At 51.9% G+C, this 18,942-nt stretch carries 21 protein-coding genes; 15 read left to right on the top strand and 6 right to left on the bottom strand.

Features of this window, described 5'->3' with window-relative positions:
* Positions 1-14 precede the first annotated feature (14 nt).
* The 3 genes from ABFZ83_RS08020 (at position 15) to ABFZ83_RS08010 (ending at position 2,143) form a co-directional block, all read left to right on the top strand.
* Positions 15-467: a DUF1489 family protein gene (locus ABFZ83_RS08020; protein ID WP_411816028.1), complete on the top strand. Its 453-nt coding sequence runs from the start codon at positions 15-17 to the stop codon at positions 465-467.
* Positions 467-1,255: a hypothetical protein gene (locus tag ABFZ83_RS08015; RefSeq protein ID WP_411816027.1), complete on the top strand. Its 789-nt coding sequence runs from the start codon at positions 467-469 to the stop codon at positions 1,253-1,255. The genes ABFZ83_RS08020 and ABFZ83_RS08015 overlap by 1 nt, the downstream gene beginning before the upstream one ends.
* Positions 1,256-1,363: 108 nt before the next feature.
* Positions 1,364-2,143 carry an SPOR domain-containing protein gene (locus ABFZ83_RS08010; protein ID WP_411816026.1) on the top strand — a complete coding sequence of 260 codons (780 nt, stop codon included), beginning with the start codon at positions 1,364-1,366 and terminating at the stop codon, positions 2,141-2,143.
* On the opposite strand, the gene ABFZ83_RS08005 is transcribed toward ABFZ83_RS08010, so the two are convergent.
* Entirely contained in the window at positions 2,140-2,943 is an 804-nt protein-coding gene (locus ABFZ83_RS08005; protein WP_411816025.1) for a hypothetical protein, read from the bottom strand. The two genes, ABFZ83_RS08010 and ABFZ83_RS08005, sit on opposite strands and share 4 nt — an antisense overlap.
* Before the next feature lie 101 nt (positions 2,944-3,044).
* Here ABFZ83_RS08005 and ABFZ83_RS08000 point away from each other — a divergent pair, with 101 nt between their 5' ends.
* Complete coding sequence (locus ABFZ83_RS08000) at positions 3,045-3,884, top strand: division plane positioning ATPase MipZ (RefSeq protein WP_411816024.1); 840 nt, start codon at positions 3,045-3,047, stop codon at positions 3,882-3,884.
* 35 nt (positions 3,885-3,919) lie between these two features.
* Positions 3,920-4,396 (top strand): DnaJ domain-containing protein, encoded by a 477-nt coding sequence (locus tag ABFZ83_RS07995; protein WP_411816023.1) that lies wholly within the window; start codon positions 3,920-3,922, stop codon positions 4,394-4,396.
* A gap of 6 nt (positions 4,397-4,402) precedes the next feature.
* On the opposite strand, the gene ABFZ83_RS07990 is transcribed toward ABFZ83_RS07995, so the two are convergent.
* Together ABFZ83_RS07990 and ABFZ83_RS07985 are read right to left on the bottom strand one after the other, a co-directional pair.
* A complete protein-coding gene (locus tag ABFZ83_RS07990) occupies positions 4,403-5,467 on the bottom strand; it encodes a GGDEF domain-containing protein (protein ID WP_411816022.1) in 1,065 nt (354 codons plus the stop codon).
* A 135-nt stretch (positions 5,468-5,602) separates the two neighbouring features.
* On the bottom strand, positions 5,603-7,015 hold the full coding sequence (locus ABFZ83_RS07985; protein WP_411816021.1) for a DEAD/DEAH box helicase: 1,413 nt from the start codon (positions 7,013-7,015) through the stop codon (positions 5,603-5,605).
* A 368-nt stretch (positions 7,016-7,383) separates the two neighbouring features.
* Here ABFZ83_RS07985 and ABFZ83_RS07980 point away from each other — a divergent pair, with 368 nt between their 5' ends.
* Both ABFZ83_RS07980 and ABFZ83_RS07975 read left to right on the top strand, forming a co-directional pair.
* Positions 7,384-7,725: a hypothetical protein gene (locus ABFZ83_RS07980; RefSeq protein WP_411816020.1), complete on the top strand. Its 342-nt coding sequence runs from the start codon at positions 7,384-7,386 to the stop codon at positions 7,723-7,725.
* Positions 7,726-7,743: 18 nt separating this feature from the next.
* Entirely contained in the window at positions 7,744-8,310 is a 567-nt protein-coding gene (locus ABFZ83_RS07975) for a hypothetical protein (RefSeq protein ID WP_411816019.1), read from the top strand.
* Here the strand turns inward: ABFZ83_RS07975 and ABFZ83_RS07970 are convergent.
* Positions 8,307-10,133 (bottom strand): peptidoglycan DD-metalloendopeptidase family protein, encoded by a 1,827-nt coding sequence (locus tag ABFZ83_RS07970; RefSeq protein ID WP_411816018.1) that lies wholly within the window; start codon positions 10,131-10,133, stop codon positions 8,307-8,309. The two genes, ABFZ83_RS07975 and ABFZ83_RS07970, sit on opposite strands and share 4 nt — an antisense overlap.
* A 206-nt stretch (positions 10,134-10,339) precedes the next feature.
* On the opposite strand from ABFZ83_RS07970, the gene ABFZ83_RS07965 reads away from it, so the two are divergent.
* The 8 genes from ABFZ83_RS07965 (at position 10,340) to ABFZ83_RS07930 (ending at position 17,718) form a co-directional block, all read left to right on the top strand.
* Positions 10,340-13,150 carry a YdbH domain-containing protein gene (locus tag ABFZ83_RS07965; protein ID WP_411816017.1) on the top strand — a complete coding sequence of 937 codons (2,811 nt, stop codon included), beginning with the start codon at positions 10,340-10,342 and terminating at the stop codon, positions 13,148-13,150.
* Positions 13,151-13,297: 147 nt separating this feature from the next.
* Positions 13,298-13,501, top strand: coding sequence for a YnbE family lipoprotein (locus tag ABFZ83_RS07960; protein ID WP_411816016.1), 204 nt, complete (start codon positions 13,298-13,300; stop codon positions 13,499-13,501).
* Positions 13,502-13,514: 13 nt separating this feature from the next.
* Positions 13,515-13,874, top strand: coding sequence for a YdbL family protein (locus tag ABFZ83_RS07955; RefSeq protein WP_411816015.1), 360 nt, complete (start codon positions 13,515-13,517; stop codon positions 13,872-13,874).
* A 77-nt stretch (positions 13,875-13,951) separates the two neighbouring features.
* The gene (locus ABFZ83_RS07950) at positions 13,952-14,614 is read left to right on the top strand and encodes a histidine phosphotransferase family protein (protein WP_411816014.1); all 663 of its coding nucleotides are present in this window, start codon (positions 13,952-13,954) and stop codon (positions 14,612-14,614) included.
* A 90-nt stretch (positions 14,615-14,704) separates the two neighbouring features.
* Positions 14,705-15,118 (top strand): response regulator, encoded by a 414-nt coding sequence (locus ABFZ83_RS07945; RefSeq protein ID WP_411816013.1) that lies wholly within the window; start codon positions 14,705-14,707, stop codon positions 15,116-15,118.
* A gap of 102 nt (positions 15,119-15,220) precedes the next feature.
* Positions 15,221-16,036: an undecaprenyl-diphosphate phosphatase gene (locus ABFZ83_RS07940; protein ID WP_411816012.1), complete on the top strand. Its 816-nt coding sequence runs from the start codon at positions 15,221-15,223 to the stop codon at positions 16,034-16,036.
* Positions 16,037-16,117: 81 nt separating this feature from the next.
* A complete protein-coding gene (locus tag ABFZ83_RS07935; RefSeq protein WP_411816011.1) occupies positions 16,118-17,131 on the top strand; it encodes a threonine/serine dehydratase in 1,014 nt (337 codons plus the stop codon).
* A 290-nt stretch (positions 17,132-17,421) separates the two neighbouring features.
* Positions 17,422-17,718, top strand: a complete 297-nt coding sequence (locus tag ABFZ83_RS07930) for a DUF1150 family protein (RefSeq protein WP_411816010.1) — start codon at positions 17,422-17,424, stop codon at positions 17,716-17,718.
* Between the two features lie 33 nt (positions 17,719-17,751).
* Here ABFZ83_RS07930 and ABFZ83_RS07925 read toward each other — a convergent pair whose 3' ends face one another.
* Both ABFZ83_RS07925 and hpf read right to left on the bottom strand, forming a co-directional pair.
* Positions 17,752-18,216: a PTS sugar transporter subunit IIA gene (locus tag ABFZ83_RS07925; protein WP_411818814.1), complete on the bottom strand. Its 465-nt coding sequence runs from the start codon at positions 18,214-18,216 to the stop codon at positions 17,752-17,754.
* 134 nt (positions 18,217-18,350) lie between these two features.
* Positions 18,351-18,929, bottom strand: a complete 579-nt coding sequence (gene hpf / locus ABFZ83_RS07920; RefSeq protein ID WP_411816009.1) for a ribosome hibernation-promoting factor, HPF/YfiA family — start codon at positions 18,927-18,929, stop codon at positions 18,351-18,353.
* Between the last annotated feature and the right edge of the window lie 13 nt (positions 18,930-18,942).

Genomic DNA, 18,942 nt, shown 5'->3' with positions numbered 1-18,942 from the left:
CACAGTAACTGCGGATGCAACAGCACAGTATGACGGCCCTCAATTTAGTAAAACTCTGTGTCGGGGCTGAGACCATTGATGACTTGGTCGCGCGTATCGAGAGTCGCGTGCGAATCAATAAAGCCGCTGGTGTCGGTTCGGTGCACGACCACGTAACCCGAATGCATCCGCGCCGGGAAAGTGAATTGCTCGACGGCGGGTCAATTTATTGGGTGATCAAAGGGATCGTATCGGCGCGGCAGCCTATTATTGGTTTTGAGAAGCGAACGGGAACGGATGGTATTCAACGCACTGCAATATTACTCGATCCAGCGTTCGTTCTGACCGAGCCACAGCCACGACGAGCGTTTCAAGGCTGGCGATATCTGACAGCCGAAGACGCACCACGTGATATAAAAAGGGGCAAAAGACAAAAGGGAATGTCGCCTGAACTTGGACGCGAGCTTGCAGAATTGGGGCTTTTATAATGCCGACAGTTAAAACAATTGCAGCGGGGGCAGGCGCTTTGGGGGCGGCAAGCCTAGCACTGCTGTCGCAGCCGGTCTTCAAAGGTCCTGATAACGAATCCGCTGATGCTATAGCGGACACCTATCAAATGTGCCTCAAATCCTCCTTGTCATTATTCAAGGACGTTAAGGCGCAATGTTATAATCGAAAACAAATTTATGTCTTGCTTGATAGGCCGCTTGTGAACCGCGACGGTGATGCCGTCAGTGTTAGCCTAACGCATCCAAGTGACGCGAGCATCGCAATAGAAGAAGCCTCGACATGTCGTCAGTATCGCGAATATGTGTTCGACGGTTGGTTTGCCATGACGACGCGGGATATGCGTCGTGAGGGATATTTTAAACGCGCTTGTGGTGTGCTGACGGTTCTGTTTGAAGCGCAAGAGGCATCAACGCAACATTTTTCAAATGGTTCCCCAACGGATGAAGAAGTGGCATCGCTCGCGCCAAATATTCGATTTGGTGAATTCATTGACGGGGCACTTGATACGGTGTCGGTTTCGCAATCTCAGCGATTCCAATGGGAAATCACCATGGGTGACCAGACGGTTTATCTCACCGAATTAGCGAATGCGGATTTCGACAATGACGGGGTTGAAGAAATACTGGCCTTTTCAGCGGGGATGGTAGCGGACGGGACAGCCAGATTTTACCAAACCGGGTTGCTCGAAAAGGATAGGGAGAATGCTTCCCTGCGATTTACGCCGCTGAAATTCGAAGACAAGCCAGTGACTGCCGCTGGCGGCTAATCTCGGCTATCTTGAAACTTTCTGAAAACTAAATGAAAGGATTGGATGACCTTTCATCCGGGGGTATGATAGGGTCGAATCGGGGGCTTTTTTAGGAGAAGCCGAACAGTGTCAGCGTTAAAAAAATCGATCTCGTTACTGCGTTTTTCAAATCCACTCGGATCGTTCAAATTTCTCGGTACCGCTATCGTTTTTGCGACGCTCTCGGCGTGTGCGTCATCGCCGAATGATTCGCCGGTCGTTGACGCTAATTCGGTCGATTATATCGCGACGCTAGAGCAGGTTGCGTCCCTGGAGGCCGAGGTTGCGAGGCTCAAATCCCAGAATGCACGCCTTTCGAACGAAGTGCTTGCGCTTCAACGCGACAAAGACCGCCTGGCGCTAGAAGAGGCGAATCCTGAACCGGAACTGCCCCCCAAACCCGAAATGATCGTCACCGATGAACCTTCCAAGCAAAAGGCGGTCGTTGATGACGCGCCTTCGCCAGCGCTCGCTCAAAGTGAAGTCCCGGTAGAAACCTCTCCGCGACTTGTTCAGCCGACATTCGCATCAAACGAAACAGTTTTTGAAAACGAAGCAGAAGGCGACATCAAAACAGAAAGCGTTCTCTTCGGTGTCCATCTGGCGTCCTATCGAAAGCCGGACGAAGCGCGCGCCGGCTGGCGTCAGTTACAGCGTGAAAACCCCGAAGAATTAGGCCTGTTGGAACCGCGCATTGAAAGTGTGGCAGTAACCGGCAAAGGCAATTTTGTGAGATTGGTTGGGGGCGGATTCGCATCGCGCGATAAAGCCGAAGCGCTTTGTCTTCAGCTGAAGTCGCGCGGGCTTTTTTGTTCAGTAACCGGATTTGAGGGTGAGCGTTTGTCGCTTGCTGAGGATCAGGGTTAGTCAGGCGGTGCGACGTCGAACAGGCGCCGATCAAAAAGAACCCCCTCAAATTCATCGGATCCTTCAAAACGTAGTTCCAATTCACCGGCGTTCAGCGCGACAAATCCAAATGGAATAGTGATTATCCGCTCTGGCGCATCAAGAAAACCAGCTACATTCTCGCGCCTTCCTAATTCGCGCGTGGGGGCATTCTCTGGTGTGAAATTTACGACCATCCGCCCATAGCTCGAAATATTCCCGCGGGGGGCAATTGTGGTTTCAAGCATTAATAACCCCTGATCATCGCGGAGAAGACGCGTCTCTGTAATTTTCGCTTTGGCGTCATCTCCATTGCGCAGGATGACTGGCGCTGAGATGCCAAGGCCAACATCAACCTGTAAGCCGCTATTGCTTGCTTTCCGAATGGGTGTCCGCGACGCATCCGTTTCAATGAGCAGGTGAGATCTTCGTTCGCCCTTGGGGATTTCAACACCGTCCTTGATCCACACCTCTACTTGCATGCGCTCACCCGGTTTGAGCCGGAATTGAGCAGGTGAGACCATTAAATAGGGGGCGGCGCTCAAGTGGGATCGCGCATCCGGTGTGGCAGGCGCGTAGCCGATATCGGTGGCGCTGAGGTCCACCCAGGAAACCCGGCCGTCCATAATGTGTTCGGAGGCGTTGGAAACGGTGAATGTCCCTCGCGGCTGCTCTACGCTCAGAACTTGTCTTAATGGTGCCAGGCCCATATCGGCATGGGCGTAGGTGACGGCCAGAAGCGTCAAAAGCAGAGAAACACAGAAATTAACCACTATCGCCATAAGCACCAGAATCGCCGCAGACTTACTTCTACGCGGGGAGTCGTTTCCCTAAGGTAAGCAAGCATCATTAAATCGGGCTTTCGGCCCGAATGGATTTCGGAATGACTCACGTAATCGTGCTCGGGAACGAAAAGGGCGGTTCGGGCAAATCGACGACCGCAATGCACCTGATTGTGGCGCTCTTAAAGTCCGGGAAAAAGGTCGGGGCGGTGGACCTAGATCTTCGGCAAGGTAGCCTAACGCGATATATTGAGAATAGAAAAAAGTTCTGTGAAATCAATAATAAAGAGCTAGAAATTCCTGTTCTGGTAGAAGTTGAGTCGTCGAGTTTGGACAGCCGCGCGGACTCCCAAGCGCAAGAAACCAAGAATTTGCAGTCCGCATTAAGCACGCTTGGTGAATGTGATTTTGTGGTGATCGATTGCCCGGGGGCAAATACGCATTTATCGCGTCTCGCCCATCTTCATGCGGACACTATCGTCACGCCGCTAAATGATAGTTTCGTCGATTTTGATTTGCTTGCGCGAATAGACCCGGAAACGAATAAGGTTACCGGCCCAAGCCTTTATAGCGAAATGGTCTGGACCGCCCGTAAGCATCGGGCGATGTCGGGGGTTCCCGGCGGTATAGATTGGGTGGTCATGCGCAACCGATTGTCGGCAACCCGTGCACGCAACAAAAAGGTGATGGGCGATAAGCTAGAGGAGTTATCGTCTCGGATCGGTTTCCGGCTAGCCCGCGGATTTGGTGACCGGGTGATTTATCGGGAGCTATTCCCGATCGGACTGACATTGCTAGATCTTGGCGGGGTCGATTCACCGGTCCGTCTGTCTACCATGAGCCACGTGACAGCACGGTTGGAAATTCGGTCGTTGGTGGCGATGCTTAATTTACCGACGGAAGAAGAGGCGAAGCCTGAAAAAGAAGCGGCTGCGGCTTAGGTCGATTGCATTCGCATGGTTTGGCGGATGCGAGTATGATCCATGCCATGCTGGTAGGTGTCCTTGCTCTTATTGTTGCGATCATTGCAGCCGGATGGCTGCTGTTTCGTCTTGCCGGCAATAAGCAAAATAGCAGTAGCCGAAACATGACGGCCCTGAAGGTAATCGCATGGTTGGCACTCAGCGGTGCTCTATTGGCGGCAAAACTTTGGCCGTTGGCATTTATGGTGTTGCTCGCTGCAGGCGGGGTCGCGGCGATTGAAGCCTTGCGAGGGCGTGATCCGGAACTTGATGAAGCGTCCCAAAGCCCAAAGGTGCCGGCCCGCGCAATGTCCGAAGACGAGGCGCTCTCAGTCCTAGGCTTGCAAGAAGGAGCTAACCCCGAAGACATCCGGCAGGCCCATCGAAAACTGATTTCTCAGTTGCATCCCGATCGGGGCGGTACGGATTACCTGGCCGCAAAAATCAATGAAGCACGTGATTTCTTGTTGCGGCGATTAGGCGAAAAATAGGGTGTACTAGGCTACACCCTTTTCGTCCGTTTGGGCGAGGGCTTCGTATTCGTTTTCATCCATTACACGATTACGGCCCGCCCGCTTTGCCGCATAAAGGCAACTGTCGGCGCGATCAATGAGCGATTCCATAGATTCGCCTTCACGCAAAAGTGCTACCCCCATAGACATTGTTACAATACCGAGGTCTTCGTCGGTTCGCCGTTTACGCAGTCGGCGCGATTCGACCGCATTGCGGATCCGATCAGCCAACATATGGGCATTCTCAAGTGAAGTACCCGGAAGAACGATCGCAAATTCTTCCCCGCCATAGCGCGCGAGCAAGTCCTTGCCTTTTACATTCGAATTCATCACATCGGCAACAAATCGCAAGACCTGATCGCCGGTCTGATGTCCCCAAGTATCGTTGAATTTCTTGAAATGATCGATATCGCTGAGAACTAAGGCCAACGGTTCGTTCGCTTCGGTCGCTTCGTTCATATGCTTGTCGAGCGAGCGATCAAAGGTTGCTCGGTTCGCAATTCCGGTGAGAGCATCGCGCATCGCTTCCGCTTGGATCGCTTCAACGTCGCGTTGGAGATTGGTCACTTCTTCGGCGGAAGCGGCTAATCGGTTCTCTAGTTTGGCGTTCTCCGCCATCATATTTTTAGTGACAGACAATACGCCTTCTAACAGGGTACCGACAGCGGGGTAGCTATTTGTCGATTCCCGCAGTTGTTCGCTCAGATTGGTAAGTTCTTTGTTGTGACCGCTGGTGCTCTCGCCGGTCTTTTCAACCAGATCCCAAAGATCAGTAACTTCGGTGTGAAAGCGCGTAACCAGATTGATGACGTCATTCGAGATGTCATTGTGCTGAACAAGCTGATCATAAAGCTTATCCGCCATTTCCTGGCTTACTTTTCCGGTCTCATCCATCGCCTTTTGGATATGTGCGGAAAGTGCCGGGTTTTTACCTTCCGCATGTGCGAACCAAAGTTCGTAATTGCGCGGTGTCGCGCTCAGTCCGGTCGCTTTGAGCGCCGCGAGCGCCATTTCCGCAAAGCGATGTGTATCGTCTGATCTTTCTGTCATACTGCCCCGTAATTCCTCGTAGCGAGGGATTCTCCCCTTGGAGGGAAAAATTAGGTCAGTAGAGTAAAATAATGCCTAAAACAGTCGCCCGAATTAATCGGTTCGCGGAAAAAGAATATTCGCCTTAAATTTTGATTAACGGGCCACTTCGCGCAGGATAAATGCCGGTACGTGATCACCGAGGCCCACAACAGGTGTGGGCGGTGTTTCTCGGCGACGCGATTTTCGTCCGCCGCGCCTTGTGGAATGGCTGGCCTCTGATTTTTTATCGCTATCATTAGCGCTCGAGTCAGTTTCCGGCCGATCATTATCCGCAGACGCAGTTTCTTCCTCGTCTTTACGGGATTTGCGTTTGGTCTTGCGGCCATCCGTTTTGCTCTTGGCGCGACGTTTTTCGCCAACCGGATTTTCTTCGAAAAACTTGGAAAAATCGAGCGCTTCGATTTCAGATTGAGAAATCGTCTTGAGGATTTGATCGTAATGTTTATCGTCAGCAGGGGAGACCAGCATCATCGCTGCACCCTCTTTACCCGCGCGGCCCGTACGGCCAATACGATGCACATAGTCATCCGCGTGGATCGGAACATCATAGTTGAAAACGTGACTCACGGCCGGAATATCCAATCCCCGTGCTGCTACATCTGAGGCAACAAGAAACTGAATTTCGTCGTTGCGGAATTTATCAAGCGTTTCCATGCGGAAGGCTTGTGCTAGGTCACCGTGAATAGGGCGAGCATTGAAGCCATGCTTTTGCAGTGATTTCGCTACAATATCGACCGTCGATTTTCTGTTGCAAAAGATGATGCCGTTTTTGACGGCATCGTCCTTGATCAATTCACGTAAGACCGTTCGTTTCAGTTTATCATCACGGCTGGGCACTTTAATGATGCGCTGCGTAATTGTCTCCGCAGTGGTTGCGGGCCGTGCGACTTCGACAAAGGCAGGGGCATGAAGGAATTGATCCGTTATGCGCTGAATTTCCGGCGGCATTGTCGCTGAGAAGAACAATGTCTGGCGCGTCATTGGCGTTAATTTAAAGATTTTTTCGATATCAGGGATGAAGCCCATATCAAGCATTCGGTCTGCTTCGTCGATGACCATCAATTCTATCCCGTTGAGCAAGAGGCGACCTCGCTCAAAGTGATCGATCAAGCGGCCCGGGGTCGCAATCAGAACATCAACGCCGCGTGTCAGTTTTGCATCCTGATCGCCGAAGGAAACACCGCCGATTAAGAGTGCCATCGAAAGCTTGTGATTAACGCCGTATTTTTCAAAATTTTCGGCAACCTGGGCTGCGAGTTCACGAGTCGGGGCCAATACCAATGATCGTGGCATACGCGCCCGGGCACGGCCTTTGGCGAGCCGGTCTATCATGGGGAGGGTAAAAGAAGCGGTTTTGCCTGTTCCAGTCTGCGCGATACCGAGAACGTCTCGGCCCTCAAGCGCAGGAGGGATGGCTTCTTTTTGAATCGGCGTAGGATTCTCGTAGCCAGCAGCGGTGATAGCTTCGAGGAGTTTCGGCGATAGGCCGAGATCGGCAAAGGACATTCAGTCTCCGTTTGTATTTTTTGCTGGTTATAAACGAGCGAAATCGGCGGCTAGCCGGTTTGGTATCTCAAAAATTTCCAGACTTTTTAGTCACATCGGCGGGGTTAACTCCAACGCCCCGCTCTTCCGCCGAGGAAGCGATGCGTCATCTGCAATTTGCGGCCCTTAGGGCGCGGTTACTATGCTTGATGCGCTGGCGTCTTATCGTGGGGCCGGCGAAAAAACTCGCCATTTGGCCGATTGCGCGCGCTGCATTGCAACATTGCGAGGCCGGACGTAAGGATCTTTCCCCCAAGAGTCAACAATCACAGACGCTTAATCCCCCGAGGCCGTTGGCATCCTTTGGTTTTGTTGCCTAAAATCATCACATGACGGATCGATTAACGAAAATATGCGCAATATATGCGGTTTATTTCTGTCTTATGTTGGGGAGCAAATCTCAGGCAGCGGACGGGTTTAATCGCGATGATTGCACGTGGAACGGGATACCTCTTTTCGGTCGTGTACAGGTGGTTGAAAGTTTCGCCGATATCAAAGTCGAAATCGTCACGAGTTTCCCGGATCTTCGGGTCAAAACCGTTGAGAGTTTCCCGGATAAATGCGGCCGATGGGAATTTGTAGAAAGTTTTCCTGATTTCAAAATTCAGTATGTGAATAGCTTTCCAGACGTTAAAGTAGAATTCGTCGAAAGCTTTCCAGGCTGGCCATAACCAGAAAGGCGATACCGGATGCGTGTTCTGTTACTCATAACAATGTTGAGCATTATAGGGTGTTCACCGAAACAAACGCCTGCCGAATTATTTTTTGAACGCTTAAACGCTCATTGCGGAAACGCCTATGGCGGTGAGATCACCTCAGACGATCCTGCGGACGCGGATTATGCGGATGCACCGCTGGTCATGGAACTGCGTGAATGTTCCGATAATGAAATTCTTATACCGCTTCATATCGATGATAATCGTTCCCGGACTTGGATTATAACCAAAACTGAAAACGGATTGCGTTTAAAGCACCGGCATCGGCATATGGATGGTCAACTTGATCCGGTTACGAATTATGGCGGTGATGCCAACCGTTTTGAACAACACCGGGTCGAATTCCCGGTCGATGAATATTCGGTTGAACTTTTCGAAAAAGAAGGCCTGACAGCTGCTGTTACCAATACATGGGCGCTGGAGCTAACAGAGGGTCAATTCGTCTACGAATTGTTCCGTGATGGCAGAACATTCAGGGCTGAATTTGATCTGACGGAACCGGTTTCTTCGCCGCCTGCCCCTTGGGGTGAGGAGGGTTAAAGAGCGTCGCGCGCGGCCACGGTTTCGCGCGCGTAAAGTGCCTCGCGTTCTTCTTCCGGCATACGCATCGCATTAATACGATCACGCGCGGCTTTGAACCGCTCAAGCGCCGCACCGGTGAGTTGCTTGCCTGTTGCAATTTTCAATCGCTGCGGATTGACCGCCTTGCCGTTAAGGTGGACTTCATAATGTAGGTGAGGGCCGGTTGATCGACCGGTCGTTCCGACATAGGCAATGATGTCACCTTGTCTGACGCGTTTGCCGGCACGGATACCCCGAGCAAAACCATTGAGGTGGGCATAGGCTGTTTCATAGCCATTGGCATGGCGAATTTTGACATAGTTACCAAAGCTGCCATAGCGGTTAGCGCGAAGCACCGTGCCGTCGCCGGCGGCTTTGATTGGGGTTCCGCGCGGGGCGGCGAAATCGACCCCTTTATGGGCCCGGCGGTAACCGAGAATAGGGTGCTTCCGCGTACCGAACCCTGATGAAAGTCGCGCACCATCGATGGGTGTTTTCATCAATAGCCGTTTAGCACTTTGCCCGGTTGCGTCGTAAAAATCACCGCGTTCGCCATCTTCGGAAAAGCGGTAATACCCTTTCTCGCGAGAACGGCCCCGCCATTTGAGGCGCGCATATAGGATGTCACCCGCCGAAACCATCTTGCCTAAATCGTCATAGCGGACTTCAAAAATCGCTTCGAATTCGTCGCCGCCAAAAATTTCTCGCTGGAAATCGACATCATAGGCAAATGCGTCAGCGAGGTTGGCAATGATTTCATCGGGGGCACCGACGGTCTTTGCTGACATGTAGAGACTGCCATTTATCTGCCCTGCGATAGACATTACGCGGGTCGTCAGCGGTACAAGGTGCTTTTCGGCTGACATCTCGCCTGTGTGGTCGCGGCGCAAAACGATCCGATTTTCTGCGTCGGCTCGAAATTCCAGGCCCATCAGGCGCGCCTGTGGCATCGCTTGTTGCGCTGCCAATTGGAACAAGGTCTGATTTGGCCAAGCAAGGGTCAGAGCGAGTTCCTGGCCGGGACGCAATCGGCGCAAATCTTGGTGCTCCCCAAAGGCATAGGCAGCGATATTTGCATCATTGTTTGTTACGCCCGCACGTTTCAAAGCATCTACAAAGTTCTCGCCCTTATTAATTTTTATACGAACTTCTTGTGGCGCACGCGATATATCGGTCGCATAGGCGATTGCCGGTATTTTCCGCGTGATAACGACCGGTTCGATGTCAGCTGTGAAAAAGAACGGGGGCGGTGCGTCGAATTCGCTCGCATATTTAACCGCTCCAACATGCTCTAGGGGCGTTACCGATGCTGCAGATTTCGCGGTTAAAACAGGTATTGGCGCGGTAAGGGCTTTCGCGTCTGATGGCGTAGTGGCCGCTGCCACTTCCGGTGCGACGTCCGGTTTGATCCGCGGGATCAGACCAATGGGTTCCGGGGAAGTGGTGCCGGCGCGTGCAGCACGGGATTCAGCCAATGCGGCATCGACTGCGCTTTTCGCATTTTCCTGAGGTAATTGTTTTGATGCGGTGCCCTTACGGGTAGGAGGCTCGGTCTCGGGCGCTGTGTGAGCAGGAATTAGGTCAGTTGATGCGATTTCCACGGGGCTCGGCGTTTGAGAGGCTATTTTCGTCGCTTGTTCCGGCGTTGAAGCCGCCGAATAAATTAAAAAACCTCCGCCAGCGATCATAACCGTTAAAGCCGCAGCCAAAGCTGCCCCACCACGACGCCGGCGTTCGAGTGGGCAATAGGCGCTGTTTTCACCCGTAAGGGTTTGACCTGTTTGAACAAACTCGTCTGTCATTCCGCCGTTGCCGCTCTCGCCATTGGTATTATCGGGCTGTTTTCATCGCATATATTCGTGATCGCCCGATTTTGTCACGTTTTTACACGCCTCGCCAAACGCTGCAATTTTCGGCATGCTTGGTCCGTCGCAATGCTCATTAGACGAAAATGTGATTAATCAATAGAGAAAAGCGACGGTCGTGTTTGAGGGATACAGGTAATATCATGCGAATGATCCGCTTGTTCGGTATCGTCCTTCTTGCGTTGGTGGTGCTTTCGGGGGCGCTTTATCTGGTCCGCCTTCCCATCGCGAGTTGGGGCGTGCGGGAGGCAATGTCTCGCGCGGGGCTTGAAAACCCTCAGGCGACGGTGACCGCGCTCACCCTGAATCAGGTACGAATTGAAAACCTGTCGGTCGGTCCGAATGGTGGAGAAGGGTTGCGCCTGAACCGGATTGAAAGCGCGTATAACTGGCGCGAGCTATTAACGGAACGGATGGTTGAACGGGTTGCAATCGGCCCGGGGTTGGTTCGCCTAAAAATTGACGACGAGGGCAATATTGTTTTGCCGGGTTTCCGGGCGGGAAGCGGTGGCAACGAGCGTGACATGCCAGCTCTGCCGTTTCAAAAGCTATCGCTTGCTGATGTAGAAGTGCTGGTTGATGCGCCTGACGGCGGCGCGACGGGCAGTATTTCAGCGGACTATGATTTCCGCTCGGGCGGGAGTGCGACGCTAGACATATCGAGTGAGCAATTAAAGTTCGCGGGCTATTCATTTGCGAGAAGCAACACCCGGTTTGACCTGAATTTATCCGATAACGGAGATATTTCGATTTCAGGTACTTTTAACAGTGACCTCGAATTTCAAGGCGCGCTTGCCAGTGACATTGCGATCGGCTTTGAAGCCGCTGGGCGATCTTGGCGCGAAGCCGTTTCGGGAAATTACGCATCCCTGATGGGGCAGGGAAAAATTCAAACAAGCGCACCCAATATTGATGTTCAAAATGCTGCCCTTTTTGAAACATTGCGTACATCTACAATGGAAGCCCTATTGGGCGGTGTCGTTACGGGGGGTGCTGCCGAGGGGGCGTTCGATATTGCGCTTTCGAATAGCGTGGTCGAAGTCAGTTTTTCCGAACCCACTCACCGACTTTCGCTAGTTACGAATAAGGGCACAGAGTTAACTTTATCGCCGCAGGGAAGCGTACCATTTCTTGTCCATAGTGATCAAAGCGATATCGCGTCATTTCAGTTTGAAATTTCCGGAAGCGGAGTAAATGCTGAGGGGGCGGTTGATGCGGAATATATCGATGGCAATTGGCGTGTTATCGCACCCATTAATATTGCGGCCTATGATTCGCCTGCACTTGCGCTGAGCGGTTCGCTTATTGATATTGAATTCCAATCAACTGGTGCCGATATAAGGGCAGATCTTGCGCTCAAATCCGGCCTCAAAAAACTTAATATTGGTAGGCTGACGATAGATGACACGCCATTTACGGGTTTCTTCGAAATTGCTGCCAACATCGATACCCAAAGCGCCGTTATCATCAATAAGGATGAGTGTTTAGCTTTTGCGCGAACGCATGCACTTTTGGCTGAGCAAGATATGGAGGTGCATTTAAACGGCGTGGAGCTGTGCAATAAGGGCGGCAGCCTCGCGCGCTTGAATTGGACAGACCGGATATCGAGCACATTGAATGGTGAATTGTCGGCGCAAGACGCCAAATTTCGGATCGGCCAGACAAAAGCCGAAGGTAAGCCACCGATCATTCAGTTTGATGCCGATTACCACATAATCGAAGATGTCACGCGCATTATTGGCGATGTCGCAAAAGGCGATATGACCCTCAACAACGCTTTGGACATGTCTGCCGTTGATGGCGGTTTCGAATTTACGTTGAATGAAACGGACATGACTATCGATGCGATCGTGGACCGTTTGTTGATCGAACAACATGGTGATGCGCCATTGGTTTCGCCAGTGATCGCGAACGCAACCGCTAACATTCGCGGCACGAATGCAAAATTCGATTACGTCCTTTCAACCCCAGTCGGTGAACGGTTAGGCACTGGAACCGGTACGCAAGACATGCAGAAGGCCAGCGGTCAAACCGTCTTTTCCTTTGAAGGCTTATCCTTCACACCCGAAGGGGTGCAGCCAAATAAACTCTCGCCTGTTCTGAAAGGTTTTGTCGATGCTGCCAATGGCGAGATGGGCGGGGAGATGGTCTTTGAATGGGGACCAAATGGGGTGACTTCCGCCGCCAATTTCGGTTTTGATAATATTTCTTTTGCTGGCCCAACGCGCGCGGTTACGCGGACGAGCGGCTTTAATGGAGCCGTAGCGTTGACCAATTTGATGCCCGTTCAAACTGATGGGCAACAAACCGTGACGGTCGATGTCGTCGACATGGATGCGCTCAAACTGGTGGATGGAACAATAACATTTGACGTGCCAGGAAATGATACAATTATCATTCCGCAGGCGGAGTTTCCCTGGTTCGGTGGAGTGATTGGCGTTTATGATGCTGAGGCGTCATTGACAGGAGAAGCCAAAGTGCCTCTGCGTGCTGATAATGTCGACCTCCAACAGATATTCGAATATGTCGACGTTAATGGACTTTCCGGCGAGGGGGTCATGAATGGTGTCTTACCGGTAGTATTCGAGGATGGCAAAGCCCGTATTGAGGATGGCTATTTCAAATCAGCGGGGCCGGGCGCAATTCGGTATCAAGGCGCGGCTGCGGAACAGGCCGCTGCTGCTGGCGGTAATGCCAAAATCGCCTTCGATATTCTGCGAGACCTCAGATATAACTCGATGGAAGTTCGCGTAAATGGCGCGCTTGATGGCCGACTTGATTTCCAGATGTTTTTCGAAGGAACGGGCGAAGTTAACATGGAAAATGCCAAGGGGCGCGTTCCGGTTAAATATACCATCAGCCTTGATGCCGCTTTACTGGAGTTGCTCCAGCAGGCCAACCTGTCGCGAAGTTTCCAATTGCAGATCGAGCGGGGCCTGCAAAATGTGGAATAAGGCGAAATCGGCGCCAAGGACGCTTAATTCCGCCTATTTTTTGCCTGATGGTCAGGCTATGGTAGTAGCGTTCTGAGTTTCAAATGAAAATTAAATCGAAAAATCCATTCTTGGATTAATGGGCAGACTGGCGGAGGGCGTTCCGGTATGATCAAGGCAGAGCAAATAAGGCTAGCGTTATTTGGGCCAATTATCGCAGTAGCCCTCATGGCCTGCACAACCGTCACTTTGAAAGGTGACGAAAACGAGCCGATCGTGGTCAATCTGAACGTAAAGATCGACCAGGAAGTACGCGTGAAACTCGATCGTGAGATCGAGGATTTGATTTCAGACAATCCGGACATATTCTAGGGGGAAAGCCGGTATGGAAAACTCGATGCGAAAAATATTGATGAGTTTGGTCGCGGCAGGCACTGCACTAGCCGCAACGATGTCACCTGTGTCAGCGGCAAGTGCGCTGGTCGAAAACGCCAAAAACCGTTGTATTGTTGGTGAACAAGCGGATGGTTATCTCGGGGTCGTTACTGGTGCGAATGTAAGTGACGAACTCCGGCGTGAAATTCGTGATATCAATCAACAGCGTAAAACCGCTTATGCGAATCTCGCAAAGCGAAATGGTGTGACGATTGAGGTCACTGCTGCGCTAACGGCAGAAAAGTTGCTAAACGGTGCGACTGCCGGACAATGCATCCGCAATCAGGCCGGTCAGTGGGTGAAGGTTTAGCCAGAAACCGATTTTACACGGGCCAACCAGATACGAATCGTGGATAAGGGACTCTTAGCAACAAGAGTCTCTTATCCATGTCCGAAGCTGTTGATCTCACACCCCCTGATGATGAAGGCCCAGATGCGTTGGCGCTTTCCGCGTTACTTTCGTCGCGGGTTTGTCACGACCTGATTAATCCCGTTGGTGCACTTAGTTCAGGGCTAGAAGTGCTGGACGACCCTTCGATGGAAGAGACAATGCACGACGCGGCGATGGATTTGATTCGCGCGGGTGCCAAAAAAGCGATCGCTTTGTTGTCCTATGCGCGTCTCGCCTATGGCGCTGCGGGTGGTTTTGGCGCGCAGATCAGCCTCGAAGATGCACGGAGCGCCTTAGAAGGACTTTTCGACATTACCAAAGCTGATCTAGAATGGGGGATCGGTTCGGGATTGGCTGCGAAAGAAAATGTGAAAGTACTTCTGGTGCTTGCTTACGCTGCGGCTGACTGTGTGCCGCGTGGTGGTCTGGTTTCTATTTCCGGAGATATCGAGAGTTTTACGATCGTCGCGACAGGCAAAAAATTGCTGCTCAACGATGATCTTGTCAAAGCCCTTAATGGCGATGCATCCGAACTCGCCCCGAAAAACACCCCGGCATTGATCGCGTCTCAATTAGTGAGTTCCGTCGGCGGTGTTGTGAAGGTGACGAAAACAGAAGAGGCTGTAACGTTCAAAGCCGCATTTAATGCTGAATCATAGAATATTCGCGGCAATCATAGTGATGCGTTAACAGTGCGCTAACGACAAGCGGGCAGAATTAGGGGGATATTCATTGAATGGACCCGGAACATGAGCGCCACAAAAACATGCCTTGTTGTTGATGACTCTGACGTCATCCGCGAAATCGCAATGCGCATTATCACTGATCTTGGCTTGGAGACTAAAGGCGTCTCCAACGCTTCAGAGGCCATGGAATATTGTCGCGGAGAGGCTCCGGCAGCGGTTTTCCTTGATTGGGATTTGCCATCGATGGGCGCGCTGGACTTCCTGCGGGGTGCCGCCAACTTCGAGGGCGCGTGCAAGCCTGAAATCATTCTTTGCGCGACGGAGAATGACGAACAGCAGTTTACGCTCGCTCGGGCAGCCGGTGCCAATCATCACATTCTAAAGCCATTCGACAAATTTGCCATCGCAAGTAAGCTCGCAGAACTGGGCTTGATCGACGCCGAAGAGCACCCTGAATTACTCTCTGCGAATGGCTGATGGTGGAACGGGTTCGTCTGCCATAGACGGGCCGCAATATTGCCACGCCAATCAGTTTATTTATTAGCTTACTAATCGCGCAAACCCGTATAAGAGCGGCATATGACCCTTATACAACTTGTCGTTCTTGCCATCATTCAGGGGATCACGGAGTTTCTGCCGATCTCATCATCTGCGCATCTCATTCTTGCGCCGATTGCCGTAAAGGACTGGCAAGACCAAGGCGCGTTAATTGATATTGCGGCGCATGTAGGCTCGTTGGTGGCGGTGTTGCTCTATTTTCGGGTGGAGACAGCGAAACTATTTCGCGGCGGAATGGACACCGTCTTTTTCCGCGCCAGTGACGATAGAAAGCTTTTTCTTTTTATTGCCGTTGCTACCGTCCCAACGCTTTTGCTTGCGGGGGTTTTTGTCACCTTCGGCATTTCTGACATGCTGCGTTCGCCTTTTGTGATCGGCTGTACCAGTATCATTTTCGGATTGTTGCTTTGGCATGGTGATCGCTCCAAAGGTGCCCGAGAAGGACTTGATACAATTACTTGGCGGGATGTGCTCTCAATTGGGGCGGCGCAGATGATCGCGCTTATTCCGGGTGTTTCCCGTTCCGGTATCACCATGACCGTCGGTCGTTATCTAGGCCTCTCACGCCCAGAAGCGGCGCGTTTTTCAATGCTTTTGGCGATCCCAACCATTTTGGCGCTGGGTTTCTTTGCTGCCATCAAGATTGCTCAAGAGGGTGCCGGCGCAGATATGATCAGCGCATTTGTGGTCGCTGTTTTGTCTTTTATTTGCGCTTTCGCGTCGATTGCCTTTTTGATGCGCCTTACGCAAAAAATGAGTTTCACCCCATTTGTTATTTACCGGGTAATTTTTGGGATTTTGCTTCTGGTCTTTGCAGGGCAATTGATGGCTGCATAATAACTTCGATTTGCCATAAAAATGTCTTGGCGCGGGCGCTATCTATCGCCACAAATACGTCGAAGAGTTTAGGAATTTAAAATGCTGTCCAAGACTGAAGATTTAGCTTTGATTTCCGCTGACGGAGTTATGCGCGCAGCAGAGCGCCTTAAGGGCAAGGCAATCCGTACCCCCCTTATCGAAAGCGTCGTTCTGAATGAGGCTGTCGGCGGACGAGTGATAATTAAACCGGAGGTTCTTCAGCACTACGGTTCATTCAAATTCAGAGGCGCATATAACTTATTATCTCAGCTCGCACCGGAGGCGCGCGAGCGCGGGGTCATTGCCTGGTCATCGGGTAATCATGCGCAGGGTGTCGCCTTTGCAGCAAAGCTTCTTGGCATCAATGCCACCATTGTCATGCCAGAAGATGCGCCAAAAATAAAAGCGGAAAACGTCAAACGTTTAGGCGCAAATATCGTCACCTATGATCGCTACACAGAGGACCGCGAAGAAGTCGCGCGGCCTATTATCGAGAAATATGGATTGGCGATCGCGCCGCCATTTGATCATCCGCATACGATTGAGGGGCAGGGCACAATGGCGCTCGAAACCTTTGAAGATGCGTTGGAGCGAGAAACCGACCTGGATAGCTTCATCATCTGTTGCGGTGGTGGCGGGCTGACGGCGGGTAGCGCGCTGGCGTTAGAGGCGGTTTCGCCCGACACAGAAGTGTGGATCTCGGAGCCTGAGCATTATGACGAGACTTGGGCGACTATTCGTGACGGAAAGCCGCAAATTGCCGATGTTAGCCGTTGGACTCTTTGCGATGCTATTGCGACGCCGCAGCCTGGAAAATTGACTCTGCCAATTATGGAACGGCTGGTCCGTGGCGGCGTTGCGGTCACGGAAAGCGATATTCGCGCGGCGATGATCTTTGCGTTCCAGAACTTGAAGCTGGTGGTTGAACCGGGCGGCGCAGCGGCGCTGGCCGCGATATTATCGGGCAAGTTTGATGGGCGCGGAAAGACGACAGCGATCGTTCTCTCCGGCGGAAATGTTGATCCGGCTATCTTTTCAGCGATTTTGGACGGCCAGCCGATTCCGCGGAAATAGACCGGAAATCAATTGCTTATATCGTTGTCGTGTAAAATTCACATTTGCGAGTGTGGAAAAGGCAGCTATTGAAACGATATAAAATAGCCTCACATATAATTCTGTCAGCAGAAGACACTAACTTAATCGATCAGAAACCAATTTTTGGTGTGTAAGTCGTTGAAAGAATTCTTCGATTTATGTGGTCGGCGTTCACATTTTGCTAGCCAATAATACGGCAAAATAGAGCGCGTCACGCGTCGATGACTGGAAGCGAAATCAAACGCTGTTGACCAAGGAAGTGAGAACCGATGGCGATAATGAAGAACGGAGCGATTGCAACGGAAGGGCAAAGTATCCCTTTGTCGGCCCGTGACTTTGCCGAATTGGGCGGGCGCAAGCTGGTCTATATTCGCACCGTGGTCGCGCGTGATGTTCTTGATGATCTGCTCGACGACGACGGCGAGTTAGCGATTGAGGTCGAAGACGATGATACGCTTTACTCGGTTCACTCTTCGAGCGGTGAGCGCATTGCGCTCGTCGGCAGCCGGGAGCTGGCATTTGCTGCGGCCCGGCAATATGAGATGAATCCCGTCAGCGTCCACTAAACGCTACACAAGTATTTTCAGAAAATTTGGTTTTTACGCCGCGTGGTTTTTGCGGTCAGACGTGGCAATCGCGAACAACGCTTCGGCGGATTCTGCGCCGCGCAAGGCATCTCGGGCCTCGGGATCGCGAAGCAAGCGCGATACTTTAGCAAGGGCTTTGAGATGTGCCGCAGTGGCATTAGCAGGCGCTAGCAACATAAACACCAGATCAACTGGCTGATCGTCCACTGAATCAAAAGTCACTGGTGTTTCGACGCGGGCGAGAACACCAACAATCTTATTGAGGTCTTCCATTTTCCCATGAGGAATTGCAACCCCGTCGCCAACGCCGGTCGAGCCGAGCTGTTCGCGTTCGAGCAGGGTGGCCATAATGTCGGACGCAGGTCGATTGATAATGACACTCGCTTGATCGGCGAGGGCCTGCAGTGCGTCCCGCTTGCACTTGGCTCGGAGATTGTGGATCACGCCCTCAGGGCTGAGCAGATCTTCAAGTCCCATGACACTCACACTTACTCATTTCACTGGCGCGTATCGCATTGGTTCTACCACTGGCTCTGGTTCATCCGTCGCCTCGTCGTGGGCCCGATGGAAATCTTAACGAGATCTCCGATGCGGGCCGCACGCCAATAGACCTATGAGGCCGAAGGATCAACCCATCCAATATTACCATCTCGCCGCCGATATACGACGTTGATTCGCCCGTGAGCGGCATTTTTAAAAACAACCGCTGGTTGTTCGGCAATATCGAGCTGTAAAACCGCAGCGCCTACAGTCATTTCGCGTAAGGGAGTCTGCCCTTCAGCGACGACAACTGGGTTATGATCATCATCGACGGAATCGTCATCAGACTCCTCGCCGAGGGGCTCGAGGAGATAATATGACGCATTCTCTGCGGGAAATGGTTCTTTCCCATTCGCGTGGTGATTTTTCAAACGACGCTTATATCGGCGGATCCGCTTCTCAAGCTTCTCCACACTTGCGTCAAAAGCGCCATAGGCGTCCCCACCTTCGCCATGGGCAGCCAGAAAGACCCCCGAGGCCAAATGGGCCGTCACATCGCATTCTACGAGGTGGCGCTCTTTGGTGAATGTAACGGACGCTTCTGCGCCCCGATCAAAGTATTTTTTTACGCTATCGGCGAGTTTATCGGAAACATGAGTTTGAAGAGCATCGCCCAAATCCATGTTTTTGCCGGTGACCTGAATGTCCATTGGACCTCCTGAA

Source organism: Hyphococcus formosus (assembly GCF_046736345.1).
GTDB lineage: Bacteria > Pseudomonadota > Alphaproteobacteria > Caulobacterales > Parvularculaceae > Hyphococcus > Hyphococcus formosus.
Note: the sequence above shows the minus strand (reverse complement) of the source record. Positions and strands in the feature narration are given on the sequence as shown.

Excerpts from the sequence above, each read along its gene's own strand:
- ABFZ83_RS08020 (WP_411816028.1), top strand. The coding sequence starts at position 15 with ATGCAACAGCACAGTATGACGGCCCTCAATTTAGTAAAACTCTGTGTC.
- ABFZ83_RS08015 (WP_411816027.1), top strand. The coding sequence starts at position 467 with ATGCCGACAGTTAAAACAATTGCAGCGGGGGCAGGCGCTTTGGGGGCG.
- ABFZ83_RS08005 (WP_411816025.1), bottom strand. The coding sequence starts at position 2,943 with ATGGCGATAGTGGTTAATTTCTGTGTTTCTCTGCTTTTGACGCTTCTG.
- ABFZ83_RS08000 (WP_411816024.1), top strand. The coding sequence starts at position 3,045 with ATGACTCACGTAATCGTGCTCGGGAACGAAAAGGGCGGTTCGGGCAAA.
- ABFZ83_RS07995 (WP_411816023.1), top strand. The coding sequence starts at position 3,920 with ATGATCCATGCCATGCTGGTAGGTGTCCTTGCTCTTATTGTTGCGATC.
- ABFZ83_RS07990 (WP_411816022.1), bottom strand. The coding sequence starts at position 5,467 with ATGACAGAAAGATCAGACGATACACATCGCTTTGCGGAAATGGCGCTC.
- ABFZ83_RS07985 (WP_411816021.1), bottom strand. The coding sequence starts at position 7,015 with ATGTCCTTTGCCGATCTCGGCCTATCGCCGAAACTCCTCGAAGCTATC.
- ABFZ83_RS07980 (WP_411816020.1), top strand. The coding sequence starts at position 7,384 with ATGACGGATCGATTAACGAAAATATGCGCAATATATGCGGTTTATTTC.
- ABFZ83_RS07975 (WP_411816019.1), top strand. The coding sequence starts at position 7,744 with ATGCGTGTTCTGTTACTCATAACAATGTTGAGCATTATAGGGTGTTCA.
- ABFZ83_RS07970 (WP_411816018.1), bottom strand. The coding sequence starts at position 10,133 with ATGACAGACGAGTTTGTTCAAACAGGTCAAACCCTTACGGGTGAAAAC.
- ABFZ83_RS07965 (WP_411816017.1), top strand. The coding sequence starts at position 10,340 with ATGCGAATGATCCGCTTGTTCGGTATCGTCCTTCTTGCGTTGGTGGTG.
- ABFZ83_RS07960 (WP_411816016.1), top strand. The coding sequence starts at position 13,298 with ATGATCAAGGCAGAGCAAATAAGGCTAGCGTTATTTGGGCCAATTATC.
- ABFZ83_RS07955 (WP_411816015.1), top strand. The coding sequence starts at position 13,515 with ATGGAAAACTCGATGCGAAAAATATTGATGAGTTTGGTCGCGGCAGGC.
- ABFZ83_RS07950 (WP_411816014.1), top strand. The coding sequence starts at position 13,952 with ATGTCCGAAGCTGTTGATCTCACACCCCCTGATGATGAAGGCCCAGAT.
- ABFZ83_RS07945 (WP_411816013.1), top strand. The coding sequence starts at position 14,705 with ATGAGCGCCACAAAAACATGCCTTGTTGTTGATGACTCTGACGTCATC.
- ABFZ83_RS07940 (WP_411816012.1), top strand. The coding sequence starts at position 15,221 with ATGACCCTTATACAACTTGTCGTTCTTGCCATCATTCAGGGGATCACG.
- ABFZ83_RS07935 (WP_411816011.1), top strand. The coding sequence starts at position 16,118 with ATGCTGTCCAAGACTGAAGATTTAGCTTTGATTTCCGCTGACGGAGTT.
- ABFZ83_RS07930 (WP_411816010.1), top strand. The coding sequence starts at position 17,422 with ATGGCGATAATGAAGAACGGAGCGATTGCAACGGAAGGGCAAAGTATC.
- ABFZ83_RS07925 (WP_411818814.1), bottom strand. The coding sequence starts at position 18,216 with ATGGGACTTGAAGATCTGCTCAGCCCTGAGGGCGTGATCCACAATCTC.
- hpf (WP_411816009.1), bottom strand. The coding sequence starts at position 18,929 with ATGGACATTCAGGTCACCGGCAAAAACATGGATTTGGGCGATGCTCTT.